This window comes from Moorella sp. E306M (assembly GCF_006538385.1).
GTDB lineage: Bacteria > Bacillota > DSM-521 > Neomoorellales > Neomoorellaceae > Neomoorella.
On record NZ_BJKO01000001.1, the window covers coordinates 2,240,144 to 2,257,977 of the forward strand.

The 17,834-nt window shown below is 54.1% G+C and carries 19 protein-coding genes, 1 pseudogene and 1 riboswitch; all 20 genes and pseudogenes read left to right on the forward strand.

The features are described from left to right. Window positions 1-13: 13 nt before the first annotated feature. On the forward strand, window positions 14-1,102 hold the full coding sequence (gene uxuA / locus FLZ89_RS11535; protein ID WP_141305002.1) for a mannonate dehydratase: 1,089 nt from the start codon (window positions 14-16) through the stop codon (window positions 1,100-1,102). A 257-nt stretch (window positions 1,103-1,359) separates the two neighbouring features. Then, a pseudogene (locus tag FLZ89_RS16650) lies at window positions 1,360-1,461 on the forward strand (IclR family transcriptional regulator); the annotation flags it as partial. 382 nt (window positions 1,462-1,843) lie between these two features. Then, window positions 1,844-2,071, forward strand: a complete 228-nt coding sequence (locus FLZ89_RS11545) for a hypothetical protein (protein ID WP_141264994.1) — start codon at window positions 1,844-1,846, stop codon at window positions 2,069-2,071. Continuing rightward, window positions 2,061-2,450, forward strand: coding sequence for a type II toxin-antitoxin system VapC family toxin (locus FLZ89_RS11550; RefSeq protein ID WP_141264993.1), 390 nt, complete (start codon window positions 2,061-2,063; stop codon window positions 2,448-2,450). The genes FLZ89_RS11545 and FLZ89_RS11550 overlap by 11 nt, the downstream gene beginning before the upstream one ends. Window positions 2,451-2,745: 295 nt before the next feature. Continuing rightward, entirely contained in the window at window positions 2,746-2,988 is a 243-nt protein-coding gene (locus FLZ89_RS15735; RefSeq protein ID WP_172613585.1) for a Spo0B domain-containing protein, read from the forward strand. 62 nt (window positions 2,989-3,050) lie between these two features. Continuing rightward, on the forward strand, window positions 3,051-3,452 hold the full coding sequence (locus tag FLZ89_RS15740) for a sensor histidine kinase (RefSeq protein ID WP_172613586.1): 402 nt from the start codon (window positions 3,051-3,053) through the stop codon (window positions 3,450-3,452). Window positions 3,453-3,679: 227 nt separating this feature from the next. Next, window positions 3,680-4,453, forward strand: a complete 774-nt coding sequence (locus FLZ89_RS11560) for an IclR family transcriptional regulator (protein ID WP_141264992.1) — start codon at window positions 3,680-3,682, stop codon at window positions 4,451-4,453. Between the two features lie 89 nt (window positions 4,454-4,542). Continuing rightward, window positions 4,543-5,250 carry an RNA polymerase sporulation sigma factor SigK gene (gene sigK / locus FLZ89_RS11565; RefSeq protein ID WP_141264991.1) on the forward strand — a complete coding sequence of 236 codons (708 nt, stop codon included), beginning with the start codon at window positions 4,543-4,545 and terminating at the stop codon, window positions 5,248-5,250. A gap of 165 nt (window positions 5,251-5,415) precedes the next feature. Then, complete coding sequence (locus tag FLZ89_RS11570) at window positions 5,416-6,597, forward strand: class I SAM-dependent rRNA methyltransferase (RefSeq protein WP_141305003.1); 1,182 nt, start codon at window positions 5,416-5,418, stop codon at window positions 6,595-6,597. A gap of 140 nt (window positions 6,598-6,737) precedes the next feature. Beyond that, a complete protein-coding gene (locus FLZ89_RS11575) occupies window positions 6,738-7,247 on the forward strand; it encodes a YqeG family HAD IIIA-type phosphatase (RefSeq protein ID WP_141264989.1) in 510 nt (169 codons plus the stop codon). A 64-nt stretch (window positions 7,248-7,311) separates the two neighbouring features. Next, window positions 7,312-8,181: a shikimate dehydrogenase gene (locus FLZ89_RS11580; RefSeq protein WP_141305004.1), complete on the forward strand. Its 870-nt coding sequence runs from the start codon at window positions 7,312-7,314 to the stop codon at window positions 8,179-8,181. A 182-nt stretch (window positions 8,182-8,363) separates the two neighbouring features. Then, on the forward strand, window positions 8,364-9,515 hold the full coding sequence (aroC, locus tag FLZ89_RS11585; RefSeq protein WP_141305005.1) for a chorismate synthase: 1,152 nt from the start codon (window positions 8,364-8,366) through the stop codon (window positions 9,513-9,515). A 13-nt stretch (window positions 9,516-9,528) separates the two neighbouring features. Then, on the forward strand, window positions 9,529-10,122 hold the full coding sequence (locus FLZ89_RS11590) for a shikimate kinase (protein WP_172613588.1): 594 nt from the start codon (window positions 9,529-9,531) through the stop codon (window positions 10,120-10,122). Continuing rightward, window positions 10,101-11,174, forward strand: coding sequence for a 3-dehydroquinate synthase (gene aroB / locus FLZ89_RS11595; protein WP_141264985.1), 1,074 nt, complete (start codon window positions 10,101-10,103; stop codon window positions 11,172-11,174). Before FLZ89_RS11590 ends, aroB begins: the two co-directional genes overlap by 22 nt. A 63-nt stretch (window positions 11,175-11,237) precedes the next feature. Next, entirely contained in the window at window positions 11,238-12,893 is a 1,656-nt protein-coding gene (locus tag FLZ89_RS11600; protein WP_141264984.1) for a GspE/PulE family protein, read from the forward strand. Window positions 12,894-13,060: 167 nt separating this feature from the next. Next, a complete protein-coding gene (locus tag FLZ89_RS11605; protein ID WP_141305006.1) occupies window positions 13,061-14,080 on the forward strand; it encodes a type IV pilus twitching motility protein PilT in 1,020 nt (339 codons plus the stop codon). 55 nt (window positions 14,081-14,135) lie between these two features. Further along, window positions 14,136-14,218, forward strand: a riboswitch (cyclic di-GMP riboswitch). Between the two features lie 27 nt (window positions 14,219-14,245). Further along, entirely contained in the window at window positions 14,246-15,481 is a 1,236-nt protein-coding gene (locus tag FLZ89_RS11610; protein WP_253256472.1) for a type II secretion system F family protein, read from the forward strand. Between the two features lie 217 nt (window positions 15,482-15,698). Then, window positions 15,699-16,232, forward strand: a complete 534-nt coding sequence (locus tag FLZ89_RS11615) for a prepilin-type N-terminal cleavage/methylation domain-containing protein (RefSeq protein ID WP_141305007.1) — start codon at window positions 15,699-15,701, stop codon at window positions 16,230-16,232. 137 nt (window positions 16,233-16,369) lie between these two features. Then, complete coding sequence (locus FLZ89_RS11620) at window positions 16,370-16,957, forward strand: prepilin-type N-terminal cleavage/methylation domain-containing protein (protein WP_141305008.1); 588 nt, start codon at window positions 16,370-16,372, stop codon at window positions 16,955-16,957. 79 nt (window positions 16,958-17,036) lie between these two features. After that, window positions 17,037-17,789, forward strand: a complete 753-nt coding sequence (locus FLZ89_RS11625; RefSeq protein WP_172613589.1) for a prepilin peptidase — start codon at window positions 17,037-17,039, stop codon at window positions 17,787-17,789. Window positions 17,790-17,834 lie beyond the last annotated feature (45 nt).

The window sequence follows — 17,834 nt, forward strand, 5'->3', positions numbered from 1 at the left end:
GGACGTGAGAGATATGAAAATGACATTCAGATGGTTCGGAGAAGGTTATGACAGTATTTCTCTGGAAAAAATCAGGCAGATACCGGGAAAGCCCGGGATTGTAAGCGCCATTTACGATGTACCTGTGGGTGAAGTATGGCCAGTTGAAAAAATAAAGAAATTAAAGGACACAGTAAAGAATGCGGGACTGGAATTAGAGGTCATAGAAAGTGTTAATGTCCATGAAGATATCAAGCTTGGACTTCCCAGCCGGGACCGCTATATTGAGAACTACATGCAGACCTTGAGAAATCTTGCGAAATTCGGTATTAAAGTCGTATGCTACAACTTTATGCCTGTATTTGACTGGACGCGGTCAGATTTAGCGAAGGTTCTGCCGGATGGTTCCACTGCCCTGTCCTACGAAGAGAAAAAGGTACAGAAGGTGGATCCCGATAAGATAGTGGAAGAGGTGGAAGCTAACTCCAACGGTTTTGAACTCCCTGGCTGGGAGCCTGAACGGCTTAAAACATTAAAAGTGTTGTTTGAACAATACAAGAATGTGGATGAGGAAAAGCTTTTAGAAAACCTGGGGTATTTTTTAAGAGCAATTATTCCTGTGGCTGAAGAGGTCGATATAAAAATGGCTATTCATCCCGATGATCCGCCGTGGTCCATATTTGGCCTGCCCAGAATTGTAAAATCCAAAGAAACCTTAGAGAAGATCATGAACCTTGTGGATAGCCCCTACAACGGCATTACCCTGTGCAGTGGCAGCCTCGGGGCGAATCCGGACAACGATATTCCGGCACTTATACGCTATTTCGGGGCTAAAGGAAGGATACATTTCGGACATGTAAGGAATATAAAGATACATTCGCCCCGTAACTTTGACGAGACTTCCCATTTATCTTCGGACGGCTCTTTGGATATGTTTGAGATTATGAAGGCATACCATGATATTAATTTCCAGGGATATATCAGGCCGGACCACGGCAGGATGATCTGGGGAGAAGTAGGTAGACCTGGTTATGGCCTGTATGACAGGGCACTAGGAATCGCCTACCTGAACGGGCTGTGGGAAGCTATTGATAAAATGAAAAAGAGATGTTCTTTTGATTAGATTTTTCTTATAGACCAGGGGCAGCCAGGACGACTGTTCGTCGTTCGTGCTGCCTACCCCTCCCCAGGGAAAGGATAGGCACCATCTCTCCATCCTCAACGCTTCCACATTGAGTAGTGGATCACTTTTTTATTAGCACAACTGGAACAGATTTACTTTGCCATAGTGAATCACTTTTATTTTGACAAACGCAAGAGATACTCCCCCACGCAAAATGGTGCTACAATATATTGTAGGAAGTTTTGTTTCTGGAGTGGATGGCTTTGCCCCAAAATGAAGGTTACGTCCTGTCCCTGGAGAAGGGTCTTAAAATATTAGCAGCACTGGCAGCGGCCGGTGAAGGTATAGGTTTGAGCGACCTCAGCCGTCGAAGAAGTTACGGCGATGAACGAGCCGCCGAACAGGTTGGTATAGTCGGAGTTTTTCTTCCTCGCTCAGGCCACGGAGCGGTTGAAAGCCAAACCTTACGAGCGCACTGAAGAATGGCAGGGTTATCGCAATGGCCATATGACAAAAGCATTAACAATTGACACGCGTTCGCAGGCAGCTTAAAACAAACCAGCATCATCTACCAGAGGTAATTTTACACTTCAATTTGGACTTGACCCACGAGCCAAGCTATAGCAATATTGATATTTTGGTAGCCCTGGGGTAAAATGGTGGCAGGAAGGAGATAAATAGTGATTTCCTTTGAAACCATGTAAAATATAAGCAATAACATAGGTGAAGGGCGTGAGTATCATGATTGACCCCAGTATAAGAGATGAAATTATAAAAAGCCTTTCAGTTTTACCTTATGAAAAACAAAAAAGGGTCTTAAAATTTATCCTTTCTCTTACAGAGCTTGATCAGCAGACGAAAGGAAATGACCTTATCCGATTCGCAGGCACTATTGAGAAAGACGACTTAAAAATTATGGAACGAGAGATTGAAGAATCCTGCGAGAGGATTGATCTTGGTGAGTGGTAATTATCTATTGGACACTAATATAGTTATCGCCCTTTTTGCTGGTGAACCTTCAATTATAGAAAAGCTGGATATGGAAAATAAGGTATTCATTCCTGCTATAGTGTTAGGTGAACTTTATTTTGGCGCTTTAAAATCCAGAAAGGTTGAAAATAACATTTTGCTTATAGATTCCCTTGCCGCTGAGAGTATGATCCTTGCTTGTGATAAGAATACTGCCAAGTATTACGGTAGAATTAAGAATAATTTGAAGAAAAAAGGGAAACCCATTCCTGAGAACGACATTTGGATTGCAGCGGTGGCTTTACAACACAATTTAATTTTAGTTAGTCGCGATACTCATTTCAAGGAAATTGATGATTTAACCATGGAAACCTGGTAGGTTATTGCATGGGTGGAAATGCAAGCTGGGTTAACGATCCGGGAATAAAAGGGCTCCTTCATTGGAGCCCTTTTCCTGTGGTAGGATAATCTTCTTCTTTCGTAGAATATAGGGAAGGGGGGGCGACCGGTGAAGGGCAAAATGCCGGAATTTCAAGGAAAAACGCCATTCGCCGTAAACGTGAAGGTAGTTTATTCGTCCGAGAGTGCTTCAGGACTCCGGGAGGCCTACCGTCTCCTGGCTAAAAAAGTGTTGGAAGCTAGCAGCAGGTGCAAGCAGTGCTATTATTGCTGTGATGATTTCGAGTTTATGGGTAGTCCGGGAGATGCTTAGACTGGTTGAAAGGGAAAGTGAAGCCGAGAAGGTAATGGTAAGGTTAGAGGAAGCCGAAAAATTAATTACCACCTTGAGGTCTAAACATCATGATTTTGTTAACCATTTACAGGTAATCCTGGGGCTTATTCAATTGAAGATGGATAATGATGCTGCCGATTATATCAAAGGTCTATCAAAAGATCTTATTCAAATATTCAAATAGAAAAACTTGTTTCCTTAGAAAGGCCAGAAGTTGCCGCCCTTATTAGCAGCAAGCTGGCAAGTTTGAGTTATTTGCAGGCGTCGTTAGATGTGAATACTTCTTTAGCTGAATTGTCTATCTCTGCAGATAAGCTGGTAAGTATTCTTGGCAATTTGCTTGATAATGCTATTTATGAGACGAGCTTCTATAAAGATAAATGGATTAAGATAAGAATCGATCAGGAAGATAATTGGTTTGTTTTTGAAATAACCAACCCTGGTACTATTGCACCTGAGATCCGAGAAAGGATTTTTGAACCGGGATTTACCACCAAGGGACAGGAAGGGACGGGGATGGGTTTATTTATTGTTAAAAATCTGGTTAGGGAAGGCGGTGGAACTATTTCCTTTGATTCACGTGATGATGATATAATGACAGTATTTACGGTCAGATTGCCAAAAACTCCTATGGAGCCTGGAAATTGATCATCGGAACTCTGCTGTTTCTTCTGATCCGCAATGGTGGCTATCACCATGTTGTCCAACGACGGGGTAAATTATACCGCCATCAAGGCGATTGCCATCTGCGTTACCGTATGGTACTACCTTTTTCCAGTATGGCCAAAAATTCTCCCAGAATAAGATAGATACTCCACCACGCAAAATGGTGCTACAATATATTGTAGGAAGTTTTGTTTCTGGAGTGGATGGCTTTGCCCCAAAATGAAGGTTACGTCCTGTCCCTGGAGAAGGGTCTTAAAATATTAGCAGCACTGGCAGCGGCCGGTGAAGGTATAGGTTTGAGCGACCTCAGCCGTCGGCTGGGCCTTAATAAAAGTACCGTCTATCGCATGTTAACTACCCTTAAGGCTTATGGCTATGTTGATCAGGAACCGACGACAGGGAAATACATCCTTGGATTAAAAATCTTGGAACTTAGTGGCAGCCTGCTGGACCGGCTCGATGTCCGGGCCGTTGCCCATCCGTATCTCAAGGAACTGGCGGCCAGGAGCCAGGAAGTGGCGCATATGGTTGTAAAGGATGGTGATGAAGCCGTATATATTGATAAGGTAGAAGGCAATCGTACCATCCGTATGTATTCTCAGATTGGCCGCCGGGTGGCTCTCCATTCGACGGCTGTAGGTAAGGCTATACTGGCTTTCCTCCCGCCTGAGGAAGTAGAAAAGATAATTGCCCGCAGGGATTTGCCCCGGTTTACCTCCCGGACGATTACTACCATGGCAGCTTTGCAGGCAGAACTGGCCCGGGTACGAGAACGCGGTTACTCTATAGATGATGGCGAAAACGAAGAAGGTATTCGCTGCGTCGGCGCGCCCATTTTTGATTACCGAGGGCAGGTAGTAGCAGCACTTAGTATTTCCGGCCCGACCCTGCACGTTACCCTGGAGCGAGTACCCGAGCTTGGCAGGCTTGTACGTCAGGCTGGCGGGGAAATATCACGTCGGCTCGGTTACAGGCAGGAGTAGCACTACTTTTTTCTCCAGGACAAGCACCTATTAGGCCGCGCTTCCATATATATAAAGGGTAACGCTATCCTGCCCGGGAGGTATGGAGTATGGAAGCCGGCTTTATTGCTTTGGTTGCCCTTTCTGTTTTGAAGGGCATTAGCCTCCTCCTGTCCTACATTACCAATAATGCCTTTCCCCAGCCATTAAGTGAGGAAGAAGAGCAAAAGTACCTGGAACTGTGGCAGCAGGGGGATCAGAAGGCCCGCAATATTTTAATTGAGCATAACCTGCGTCTGGTGGCCCACATAACGAAAAAATTTGAGAATACTGGTGAGGATAACGACGACTTGATTTCCATTGGTACCGTTGGCCTCATCAAAGCAATAAATACTTATAATATGAATAAAGGTACCAAGCTAGCCACCTATGCCGCCCGCTGCATTGAAAATGAAATTCTCATGCACTTGCGCGCCACGAAAAAGACCCGCAGCGAAGTTTCCCTTTATGACCCCATCGGTACTGATAAAGAAGGAAATGAAATCGCTTTGATTGATGTTTTGGGTTCAGATCAGGATATCGCGGAGATTGTGGAAACTTCTTACGAACGTCAACGGGTTATGCAAAAGGTAAATGTATTAACACCAAGGGAGAAGAAAGTCCTGGCCATGCGTTTCGGGCTATTCCAGGGCCTGCGGCGTACCCAGCGGGATATAGCTCGTAAAATGGGCATTTCTCGCTCCTATGTTTCTAGGATCGAGAAAAAGGCCATCCAGAAACTTTTGAAGGAGCTGTCTGCCGAAGGGTGCAGCAAGTAAACATAAAAGATTTTCTCTGGCCGTGAAAGAAGGCCGGCTTTTTTATTTTGCGGGGCCACGTGTGAAGTGGAGGCTTTGTGTGGTATAATTTTGCCAGCTGTTATTAGGAACCCGGCATTAGATGAAGGGCCGCTGGTGTAAACTATTTAGCTGGTGACGTTTAATATGGCAAGGGTGCAGCTGAGGCGAGGCGAAGAAGGACGCATTAAAAGAGGCCACCCCTGGGTTTACCGGACGGAGATTGAGACCATCTATGGCGCCTTTGAACCGGGAGACATAGTTACCGTAGAGGATCGCCGTGGCAGGTTTATTGGCCGGGGGTATATCAACCCGGCCTCCATGATTACTGTCCGCATCCTTACTTATAGTCGTGATGAAGAAATCGATGCGGCTTTCTGGCGGCGGCGCCTGGCGGCTGCCTGGGATTACCGCCGGAGGGTTCTGGCTGGTGCTGGGACGGACGCTTATCGCGTTGTCTTTGGCGAAGCAGATTTCCTGCCAGGGTTGATTGTCGACAAGTTTGGCCCCTACCTGGTGGTCCAGACCCTAGCCTTAGGGATTGATCGTTTTAAAGATACTCTAGTGGAAATCCTGGATGAGTTAATCCAGCCAACGGGGATCTTTGAGCGCAACGATGCGCCAGTGCGGAAACTGGAGGGCTTGGAGCTGCGGTCGGGATTCCTCAAGGGTCCCTTTGACCCGCAGGTTGTCATACAAGAGAACGGCCTTAAATTTTATGTAGATCTGGCCGCAGGACAGAAGACGGGTTACTTCCTGGACCAGAGGGAAAACCGAGCCGCCCTCCAGCCGTTTGTGAAAGGGGCGCGGGTGCTGGATTGCTTTTGTCATACCGGGGGGTTCAGCGTCCATGCCGCCCATTATGGTGCCCGGGAAGTAGTGGGCCTGGATATCTCGGCAGAAGCCATTGCTATGGCACGGCGCAATGCGGTGCTCAATGGTTATGGGGACCTGTGTTCTTTTGAGGAAGCCAATGCTTTTGACGCCTTGCGAGAGCTGGAGCGCCAGGAAGAAAGGTTTGATGTAGTTATCCTGGATCCGCCGGCATTTGTCAAGGCCAGGAAGGCTTTGGAGGGAGCCATCCGGGGCTATAAAGAGATAAATTTGCGGGCGATGAAGATTTTATCTCCTGGCGGCTTTCTGGTGACCTGTTCCTGTTCCTACCACATGCCGGAGGAACTCTTTTTAGAAGTTATCCAGGATGCAGCCTTTGATGCCCGTCGCCGCCTGCGCCTGCTGGCCAGACGCGGCCAGGCTCCTGACCACCCGGTACTCCTTGGCTACGACGAGTCGCGTTACCTCAAGTGCCTAATGCTTCAGGTAATATAAAAGACAATATTACCTGCTTACAGCTTACCTCGGGAAGGGACTAAAACTACCGCCGTCCCCTCCCATTGAAAATAATGGTTACTCCCCGGCAGTCTTTTTGTGGTATAATAACCTGTAAGTGCCTCTATTAGGAGTGAAACATGCTCAAACTACTGCAACCGGACCTCTATGTGCGTTCCCTGCGGGATATACCCCTGGCAGCTTTAAAGGCGCGGGGTATCCGCGGTTTGATTATTGACCTGGATAATACGGTGACCGAATGGGGACGGGCGACCCTGGACCGGGAAATTTACCGGTGGTTTACGGAATTAAAGAAGCAAGACTTAAGGGCCTGCCTTGTATCCAACAACCGGGATGTCCGGGTGCAAAAAATAGCTGCTTACCTGGGTATTCCCGGAATTTCCAGGGCCGGTAAACCCAGGCGGCGGGCCTTTTACCAGGCCATGGCCGTCATGGAAACGGCAGTTGGTAATACTGCCGTGATCGGCGACCAGGTTTTTACCGATGTCCTGGGAGGAAACCGCCTGGGGCTGTACACAATTCTGGTGATGCCTATAAATAAGCGCGAGTTCATTGGCACCAGGGTGATCCGTCAGATAGAAAAATTGATAACCAAACGCCTGGTAATCAACGATTTAAAGGACTTATAATAGAGTGAGTAAAAAAATTGGCTTTACATAACCCGATTATTAAAAAGAAATGGCAGGGTAGGCCATGCTGCAGGTAAAAGCTTCAACCGGGCTGGTGGCCCTCATGGGATGCCCGGTAGAACATTCTTTATCGCCTTTAATGCAAAATGCGGCCTTTGCCGCCACCGGGCTGGACCTGGTTTACCTGGCCTTTGCCGTTACCCCTTCCGGCCTGCCGGCTGCCCTGGCCGGGCTTAAAGCCCTGGGTTTCCGGGGCGCCAATGTTACGGTACCCCATAAAGAAGCAATTATCAAATACCTGGATGCAATCGATCCCGCGGCGGCTCGCATCGGAGCCGTGAACACAATTGTTAATGACGGGCGCCTGACAGGCTACAATACTGACGCCAGCGGTTTTTTGCGTTCCCTCCAGGAAGCAGGTTTTGATCCGGCCGGCAAGAAAGCGGTCATCCTCGGGGCCGGGGGGGCGGCCCGGGCGGTGGCCTTTGCCCTGGCCGGGGCGGGTTGCACCGGGTTGACCATTGCCAACCGCACATTGGAGCGGGCCGGACACCTGGCAGCCGCCCTGGCCGGTTTAAGCGTCCTGGTAAAGGCCTGCGCCCTGGAAGAGGAAGAGCTGCGTCCCAGGGTAGAAGAGGCCGACCTGGTGGTAAACGCCACCAGTGCCGGCATGGCTACTATGGAAGGAGCCGTACCCCTGCCGGCGGCCTGGCTCCACGCCGGGCAATGGGTCTACGACCTGGTCTACAATCCCCTGGAAACCAGGTTCCTGCGGGATGCCCGGCAGCGGGGTTGCCGGGCTATATCCGGTTTGGGGATGCTCCTGTACCAGGGGGCCGCGGCCTTTACCCTGTGGACGGGGAAGCCGGCACCGGTGGAGGTCATGGGAGAAGCCCTCCGGAAAGCAATACAAGATTCTCATGCCGCTAAGTAGGCACCATCAGAAGGATGAAAATAACAGGCCGGCTTTTGTTCAGAGCGAGCGACTTGGTCGGAGCAGTAAAGCAGCCCGAGGCTGAGACGTAGGCTGTTCCGCGCGGACCAGAGAGCGAGCAAGACGATACCAACCTGGAGTTCTGGCGGAAGGCTGGATAATTAGGAGAGGCAGGAGATACTTTGCTGCGTTATCTTACCGCGGGGGAATCCCACGGGCGGGGTTTAAGTGTGATTGTTGAGGGTATGCCGGCCGGGGTACCCCTCACGGCTGAAGATATTAATACCTGGCTGGCCCGCCGCCAGGGCGGTTACGGCCGCGGCGGGCGCATGAGCATTGAACGGGACCGGGTGGAGATCCTGGCCGGGGTAAGAGGCGGCTATACCCTGGGCAGCCCCGTCGCCCTTTTTATAGCCAACCGGGACTGGGCCAACTGGCAGGAGATTATGGCTCCCGGCCCCGAGGCCCAGGCCGAGCGGGTAGTTACCCGGCCGCGGCCGGGGCATGCCGACCTGGCGGGAGGTTTGAAATACCACCAGGCGGACCTGCGCAATATCCTGGAACGTGCCAGTGCCCGGGAAACGGCGGCCAGGGTGGCGGCCGGGGCTGCGGCTGCTGCTTTGCTCAAAGAACTGGGGATTGAACTGGCGGCCCATGTGGTCCGGATTGGACCGGTTGCAGTTAAAGGGGCGGTAGAATTGAGTGCTGCCCGGCAGGCCTGGGAGTCGCCCGTCTACTGTGCCGACCCGGAAGTCAGCCGGGCAATGGTAGCAGTTATTGAAGAAGCCCGGCAAAAGGGGGATACCCTGGGAGGAGTGGTGGAAGTACTGGCGGCCGGGGTTCCCGCCGGGCTGGGCAGCCATGTTCACTGGGACCGGCGCCTGGACGGGCGCCTGGCCCAGGCTTTAATGAGCATTCCGGCCATCAAAGGGGTAGAAATCGGAGCCGGTTTTGAGCTCGCAAGTATTCCAGGAAGCCTGTCCCATGATGCCATCGCCTACCGGGAAGGACAGGGCTTTTACCATCCCACCAACCGCGCCGGCGGCCTGGAGGGTGGTATGACCAATGGAGAAATCCTTGTCCTGCGGGCGGCCATGAAACCAATCCCCACCCTGATGCAGCCCTTGCCCAGCGTTGATTTCCTGACAAAAAAACCTGTTACGGCTGCTGTGGAACGTTCTGACGTCTGCGCCGTCCCGGCAGTAGCGGTCGTTGCCTGGGCGGCGGTGGCCTGGGTCCTGGCCGGGGCAGTGATGGAGAAATTTGGCGGCGATTATTTACCGGAAATCCAGGAGCGAATGGCCGCTTACCGGCAGTACTTAAGCGGTATTTAACAGGTAAGGGTCTATGATCCTGCCGGGGAGCGAGCAAAACAATGCCACCCTTGAGGAAGATAGAGAAAGAGGAAGACGAAGACGGATGCCGGACAATATTGTTTTGATCGGATTTATGGGCAGCGGCAAAACGACAGCAGGGAAGATCCTGGCAGCCAGCCTGGGCTGGTCTTTCCTGGATACCGACGCCATGATCGAAGAGGACGCCGGTTTGTCTATTAAAGAAATTTTTGCTCGCTATGGAGAGCAATATTTCCGGAAACTTGAGCAGGCGGCAGTTGCCCGGGCAGCTGCTGCCCGGCGGGCAGTTATTGCCACCGGCGGGGGGGCCGTCCTTTCCGGAGACAATGTCCGGCGCTTGCGGGAAGGCAACAAAGTTGTCTGGCTCCAGGTACGGCTGGAAACGGCCCTGCAGCGCGCCGGGGTGAAGGGGGACCGCCCCCTCCTCCAGGGACGGCGCCGGGAAGAGGTGGCCGGGCTCTTCAAGCGCCGCGAGCCCTATTATACCTTTGCCGATGTATATATCGACACTGACGGTAAAGATGCAGACGCCGTGGCCGGAGAAATAAAGGAGGCTTTAAAATTATGGCTGGCGAGCTTAAAGTAAACCTGGGTGAGCGTACTTATAAGATTTTTTGCGGTTCAGGGTTGTTAAAGGAAACCGGCTTCCTGCTTAAAAACCTGGACCTGGCAGCCCCCTGCCTGGTAGTAAGCAATGCTACCATTGCTGGACATTACTGGCCCACCCTGGAGCAAAGCCTCAAGGCAGCCGGTTTTCAGCCCCACCTTGCCCTGGTTCCCGACGGGGAGGAGGCCAAAACCCTTAAAGTTGCGGCTGAACTATATGATGCTGCCCTGGCAGCCGATATTGAGCGCGGGTCAGCCATTATCGCCTTGGGGGGCGGCGTGGTGGGGGATGTGGCCGGGTTTGTGGCCGCCACCTGGCTCCGGGGCGTTCCTTTTATTCAACTCCCGACTACACTTCTAGCCCAGGTCGACGCCAGCGTGGGGGGCAAGGTGGCTGTCAACCATCCCCGGGGCAAGAACCTCATCGGCGCCTTTTACCAGCCGGCGGCCGTCATAGTCGACCTGGCAACCCTGGCCACCCTGCCGCCGCGGGAAGTCCGGGCCGGCCTGGCGGAAGTCATCAAGTATGGCGTGATCATGGATGCCGGCTTTTTTACTTACCTGGAAGATCACCTGGAAGGCGCCCTAAATGGAGAAGAAGGGGTCCTGGAAACCATCGTTTTGCGCTCCTGCGCCTTGAAAGCAGAAATAGTTGCCCGGGATGAGCGGGAAAGCGGCTTGCGGGCCATTTTAAATTTTGGCCACACTATCGGCCATGCCGTGGAAGCCGTAACAGATTTTGCCGCCTACCGCCACGGTGAGGCCGTTGCTATGGGGATGGCCGCCGCCGCCCGCCTGGCCGTCCGGCGGGGAATGTTTTCGGAAGCGGAAACCGGCCGCCTGGTGCGATTGCTGCAGCGGGCGGGTCTGCCTGTTGATTTGCCGGCCGTCGAACCTGCTGCTTTCCAGGCGGCCCTGGGCCATGATAAAAAAATCCGCCAGGGCCGGCTGCGGATGGTCCTGCCGGAACGGTTGGGCCGGGTGCAGGTTACCCCGGTTAGTTTAGAGGAGATTATGGCGGTTATTTGCTGAGGAATATCCGGGGGCTGTCCGCCTCGGCCTGCTAAAGAATGAATGTTGCGGGAGGGGAGCAAAATGGACACCCGGCGGCGGCTGGGGGACCTTTTAATTGCGGCCGGGATGATCACCCCGGCCCAGCTGGAGCAGGCCCTGCAGGAACAAAAGCGCACCGGGGAACGCCTGGGTAAGGTTTTGATCCGCCTGGGATTCATTACTGAAGCCAGTATTCTGGAAGTCCTGGAATTCCAGTTGGGCATTCCCAAAGTCGTCCTGGCCGACTACCACCTGGACCCGGAGGTGGTGCGTCTGGTGCCGGAGGGCCTGGCGCGGCGCTACCAGGCCATCCCCATTCGCCTGGACGGCAACCGTCTCCTGGTAGCCATGGCCGACCCCCTGAACCTGCTGGCCCTGGACGACCTGCGCCTGGCTACCGGCAAGGAGATCATGCCGGCTATAGCTGCTGAAAGGGAAATTGAAGAGGCTTTGAGCAGGTTCTGGCAGAAGGAAACTGCTGCCAGCATGAGCGAGGCGGCGGCCGCCGCTGCCCTGGAAGCTCCCGGTCCCGGCGGTACCGAAGGGGCACCGGCTGTACGGCTGGTTAACAGCTTTATCCAGCAGGCGATCCAGATGCGGGCCAGCGATATCCACATCGAACCCCAGGAAGGGGAAGTACGCGTACGCCTGCGGGTGGATGGCCTGCTGCGGGAGTTAACCCGCCTGCCCCTGGGGGTTCTAAGCAGCCTGATCTCCAGGATCAAGATCATGGCGGGCATGGATATTGCCGAAAAGCGCCTGCCCCAGGACGGCCGTTTTCAATTTACCCTGGGTAAACGCAACGTCGACCTGCGTGTTTCCAGCCTGCCCACGGTTTACGGGGAAAAGATCGTCCTGCGCCTGCTGGACCAGGAGGCCATGCTCCTGTCCCTGGACGACCTGGGATTTTTGCCGGCCATAAAAGAGCGCTTTGCGAGCCTCATCCACAGTTCCTACGGCATGCTCCTCATTACCGGTCCCACGGGCAGCGGTAAGACGACAACCCTCTATGCCACCCTTAACATTTTATGCTCACCGGAAAAAAACATCATTACTATTGAAGACCCCGTAGAATACCTGCTGCCCGGCATCAACCAGGTACGGGTCAATCCCAAGGCCGGTCTAACCTTTGCCTCAGGTTTGCGATCTATCTTGCGCCAGGACCCCGACATAATTATGGTAGGAGAAATTCGCGACCGGGAAACGGCGGATATCGCCGTCCGGGCGGCGACCACCGGCCATTTGGTGTTCAGCACCCTCCATACCAATGACGCCGCCGGGGCCGTCACCCGCCTCTTAGATATGGGCGTTGAACCCTACCTGGTCAACTCTTCCCTTATCGGCGTAGTGGCCCAGCGGCTGGTGCGCCGGCTCTGCCCCCACTGCCGGGAGATTTACCGACCCGAACCGGGGTCTTTGGAAAAGACCTGGCTGCCAGCAGTAGAAGAACTCTGGCGGGGTCGGGGTTGCCAGCGCTGCAGTTTTACCGGTTATGCCGGCCGGACGGCCATCCAGGAGGTACTGGTGATGAATGAAGAACTCCGCGGCCTGGTGACCGCCAAGGCACCGGCAACGGCCCTGAAAGAGGCGGCCGTAGCTGCCGGTATGGTGCCTTTAATCGAGGACGGTTTGGAAAAAGTCCGCCAGGGGATTACCACGGTGAGTGAAGTCCTGCGTGTTTCCCTGGGCGGTTTGTAAAGACCAGACTGTACTGTCCCGGGTGGCATATACTTCCATTGATCTTGAATTCATAGTTCTGCCCTTTGCAGTTAGCCCGGCACTATACGTTGTTTATTAACATTGGTAGCAGTTGGCTATTAAAAATCCTTGCGTTTGTTATCCTGGCTTTATCCGGGAGGATTAAAATGTTCGACATTGAAACCATCCTGCGGGCGGCGGCTGCCGCCGGGGCCTCCGATGTCCATCTCTCTGTCGGCCTGCCGCCGGTTTTCCGGGTCCACGGCGAACTCCAAGTCCAGCGCCAGTGGGAGCCCCTGGATTCCGGAATGACAGCCAGCCTGGTACGGCCTATGGTGGGCGAGAGGTGGGAGGTATTGCAAGAGCGGGGAGAAATAGACCTGGCTTACTCCCTGCCCGGCGTAAGCCGTTTCCGGGTTAATGTCTTTCACCAGCGGGGAAGCGTTAGCGCAGCCATCCGCCTTATACCCAGGGAGATACCCAGCCTGGAAACCCTGGGATTACCGCCGGTGGTGGCCGAGCTGGCAGAACGACAGCACGGCCTGGTCCTGGTGACGGGGCCGACGGGTAGCGGCAAGTCCACCACTCTGGCGGCCATGGTGGATAAAATCAACCGGGAACGCAGCTGCCATATTATTACCCTGGAAGACCCCATCGAATACCTGCACCAGCACCGCCGTAGCATCGTCAACCAGCGGGAAGTGGGTTCAGATACCCGTTCCTTTGCCAGTGCCCTGCGGGCCGCCCTGCGCCAGGACCCGGATGTTATCCTGGTCGGCGAGATGCGGGATTTGGAGACTATTGCCACGGCCATCACGGCCGCGGAAACGGGTCACCTGGTCTTGGCGACTTTACATACCAGCAGTGCCATCCAGAGCATTGACCGGATCATTGACGTTTTCCCGCCCCACCAGCAGGGGCAGGTCCGCATCCAGCTGGCCGACACCCTGGAAGGGGTTATCACCCAGCAGCTTTTACCGCGGGCCGACAGGAAAGGCCGGGTGGCAGCAGTGGAAGTGCTGATTGCTACCCCGGCTGTCAAGAATCTCATCCGCGAGGGTAAAACCCACCAGATTGTTTCCAGCATGCAGACGGGAGCCCGCTACGGCATGCAGACCATGGACATGGCCCTGCGGCAGCTGGTCACCAGGGGTATGATAGAGGATAGAGAATTAAACAATGGTTAACGGCGCCAGGATTAGCAGGAATTTGCCTTTTTATGACGAATAAATGTCCATATATCCTCGTTCAAGGCAAACCCGGCGAAAGCCGGGGGCGCAAAGCTACGGGCCTGTAGACGCTGTCATGGCCGCCGGGCTGCCGGGGAAGAGTTCTATCTTTCCCTGTTGCCGGTGGCTATTTATATTTGGAGGGAAAGCATGAATTTTGCCTACCGGGGAAGGGATGCCAGGGGGAATGCAGTTAGCGGGAATATAGAAGCGGAAAGCCAGGAACTGGCCATCCGGGAACTGCGCCGGCAGGGGATTTTTATTACTTACTGCCGGCCGGCAGTTGTAACCCCAGCCCGGGACTGGCGGAGCCTTTTCCGGCGGCTGGTATCCCGTCGCGACCTGGCCCTCTTCAGCCGCCAGCTGGCGACCATGCTGGGGGCTGGCCTGCCGATTGTGACGGCCTTGCATATTTTACAGCGACAGGCAGAAAATCCTTCCCTGCGAGAAAGTATCGGTATGCTTCTCCAGGACCTGGAGTCCGGGGAGGCCTTTTACCGGGCGCTGGAACGGCAGCCCCGGGTCTTCCCGCCTATCTTCATCCATACCGTCGAGGCCGGGGAGCTGGGTGGGGCCCTGGACGAGACCCTGGAGCGCCTGGCGGGGCACCTGGAACGGGAACATGAAGTAGAGGAAAAGGTCAAGTCGGCCCTGACCTACCCGGCGATAGTCAGCATGGTTGCCCTCCTGGTAGTTATTTTTCTCCTGACTTATGTCCTGCCTTCCTTCCAGGTCATGTTGAACAGCCTGCAGGTGCCCCTGCCCTGGCCGACGCGCCTGGTTCTGGGACTAAGTGAAGGGTTACGGCGCTTGTGGCCTTTTCTGGTCTTTTTCCTGGCCGGCGCTGCTTTCGGGTTTTACCGCTGGCAGCAAAGGCCAGCGGGGCGCTACCAGGTCGACCGTTTGTTCCTTCGTTTACCAATTTTCGGTCCCCTGCATCATAAGGCGGTTCTATCTCGTTTCAGCCGTACCCTGGGTACCCTCCTGCACAGCGGTGTACCGGTCCTACTGGCCCTGGAAATAGTGCGGCGTACGGTGGGCAATGCTGTGGTGGCTGGCGCGGTGGAGCGGGCGGCAGAAAGCGTTCGCGATGGGCAGAGCCTGGCGACTCCACTGGAAGCGAGCGGAGTCTTCCCTCCCATGGTGGTGGAGATGATTACGGTAGGCGAGGAAACTGGGGCCCTGGATGCTATGCTCGAACGAGTGGCGACTCTTTATGAGCAGGAGGTGGAGGCGGTCGTGGCCCGCCTGGCTTCACTGATAGAACCCGTCCTCATCGTCGGCCTCGGCGGCATAGTAGGGCTTATCGTAATTTCGGTCTTTCTTCCCTACTTTCAGATGCTGGGCGGCATAAGGTAGAGGCGGGCGGGGGTTGCAGGCAGTATACCCTTAAAGAATGCCCTGGCCGGCGGTTCCATGTCGAGGAGTGCCAGGATAACTCTGCATCCTGCCGCGTTTGAGATCGGGGATAATAATGCGGGTAAGAGGGGGGTGATCTACTTGTAGGTTTCCCCGGCGGGCTGGCAGCAGGAAAGTAAAAAGCGCAGGCAAAAAAATCAGGGAGGTTGATTGATTCATGTGGCAGAGACTGAAAAAGGCGCGGGACCAGCGGGGTTTCACCCTGGTGGAGCTTCTTGTTGTTATTGCCATTATCGGCATTTTGGCCGCCATCGTCGCCCCCAACGCCTTCAAGGCCATCGAAAAGGGCAAGGTGGCGGCCGCCGAAGCGGACTACAAGGCGATTAAGGCGGCAGCGCTGAATTATTATACCGATACCGGCGTTTGGCCGGAAGACGGTACAGATAGCGAGGGATTTGTTACCGAACCAAGCCCAACGGTGGATGGCTGGAACGGCCCCTACCTTGAGCGCTGGCCGAGCAAGAACCCGTGGGGCGGGACTTATACCTACATGAAACAAGATGATTCATCTACACTTTGGGGTGCCCCTGCCCGCTGGCTCCAGCTGACGGACGTACCAGGAGCACCATCAGACGGTAACAGTAACAATGCTACCGGAGCCGCAAAACAACTTCTAAACGACTTAGGATCTGATGTTGTCAAGTTTGCAAATGGCAGTAGAGACACCCATATTCTGATTTCAAAAGAATAATTTTGATTGGGTCTGCTCCCGGCGCTTCGGTGCCGGGTGTAGACCCACCGACCCGTCCTGCAACCGGTCGTGTGGCCTGTTCCGGCGGGGGTAATGAAGCGGATCCTCTTTTCTCCGGGAGAGGATGTGAGCCATTGATGTTCAGTTTACCTAGACTGCCCCGCGACCAGCGCGGCTTTACCCTGGTGGAGCTTCTGGTGGTTATCGCCATCATCGGCATCCTGGCGGCCATTATTACTCCCAGCGCTTTCAGGGCGGTGGAAAAGGCGAAGATATCGCGGGTGGTTGCCGACGTGCGGGCCATAAAGGCGGCCGGTTATGCCTATTACGCCGATACCGGTGACTGGCCGAAGGCGGGGCAGGATTCCTACGATCGCCCCTACGACCAAGGAGACGAATATGGCTTCCTTTACTTCGTAAACTCTGACGGCAGCACCGGCTGGAACGGGCCGTACCTGGAGAAGCAGCCCGGCACTACGCCCTGGGGCGGCCATTATCGCTACTGGAAGAGTGTAATACCCAGCGGTAGTGTCTATGACGCCGCGGGCAACCAGATTCCAGTTAACAACACCAAATGCGCTGTAGTTACTATCGGCGGCTTCCCTGACCAGGGTATCCGCGACGCCGTGGACCGGCGCATCAGGGAGAGTGTCGGTTACTCCTATGTGGGAGAGGAAAACGGCACGTACTACATCTCGGTGATCATCTGGATGGAGGGGTTATAGCGCCGGCGCGCTTGTCGTTTGGGTAATAGGCGTCTGTCGTGTAGTTGGGCTTGCCATAAATGTGGTAGAAGGGAAAAGTATGTTTTGGATTGAAGTTTTTTTCTTCCTAGCGGGTCTTTTTATCGGTAGTTTCCTCAACGTGGTCATTTACCGCCTGCCGCGCGGGGAAACGGGGGTCTGGGGTCGTTCGCACTGCCCGGCTTGCGGGCGGGCGCTGGCCTGGTACGACCTTATACCCGTATTAAGCTACCTGCTCTTGCGGGGCAGGTGCCGTTACTGCCGCCTGCCGATTTCCTCACGATATCCTTTAGTCGAGCTTGTCACAGGCGTGGTATTTACCACCCTTTTTTATAATTTCGGCCTCTCCTGGATCCTGGTAAAATACCTTTTTCTAAGCGCCGTGTTGGTAGCCGCCAGCTTCATCGATCTGGAGCACTACCTGATCCCTGACCGCCTCGTGGTGACTGGTGCCTGCGGCGGTATTCTTTTAAGCCTGCTGGCGCGGGATGTGGGGTTTTGGTCTTCTTTATGGGGAGCAGTTGCGGCAGCAGGATTTTTGCTGCTGGTTGCCGTAATAAGTAAAGGTGGCATGGGCGGCGGGGATGTCAAGCTTGCAGGTATGGTAGGGCTTTTCCTCGGCTGGCCCCTGGCATCTCTGGCTCTTTTCCTTTCCCTGGTCACAGGCGGCTTGGCGGGCGTTTGCTTGCTGGTTTCCGGTCGGAAAAAGCGGCAGGACCCCCTTCCTTTCGCGCCTTTTATCGCCATAGGGGGGCTGCTGGCGTTGTTTTTTGGCGAGGAAATGTTGCACTGGTATCTTGTTAGGTTTTTGTAAAGTAATGAAACGCGAAGCGTGAGCAGTTTATATAGCGGCGGTTGA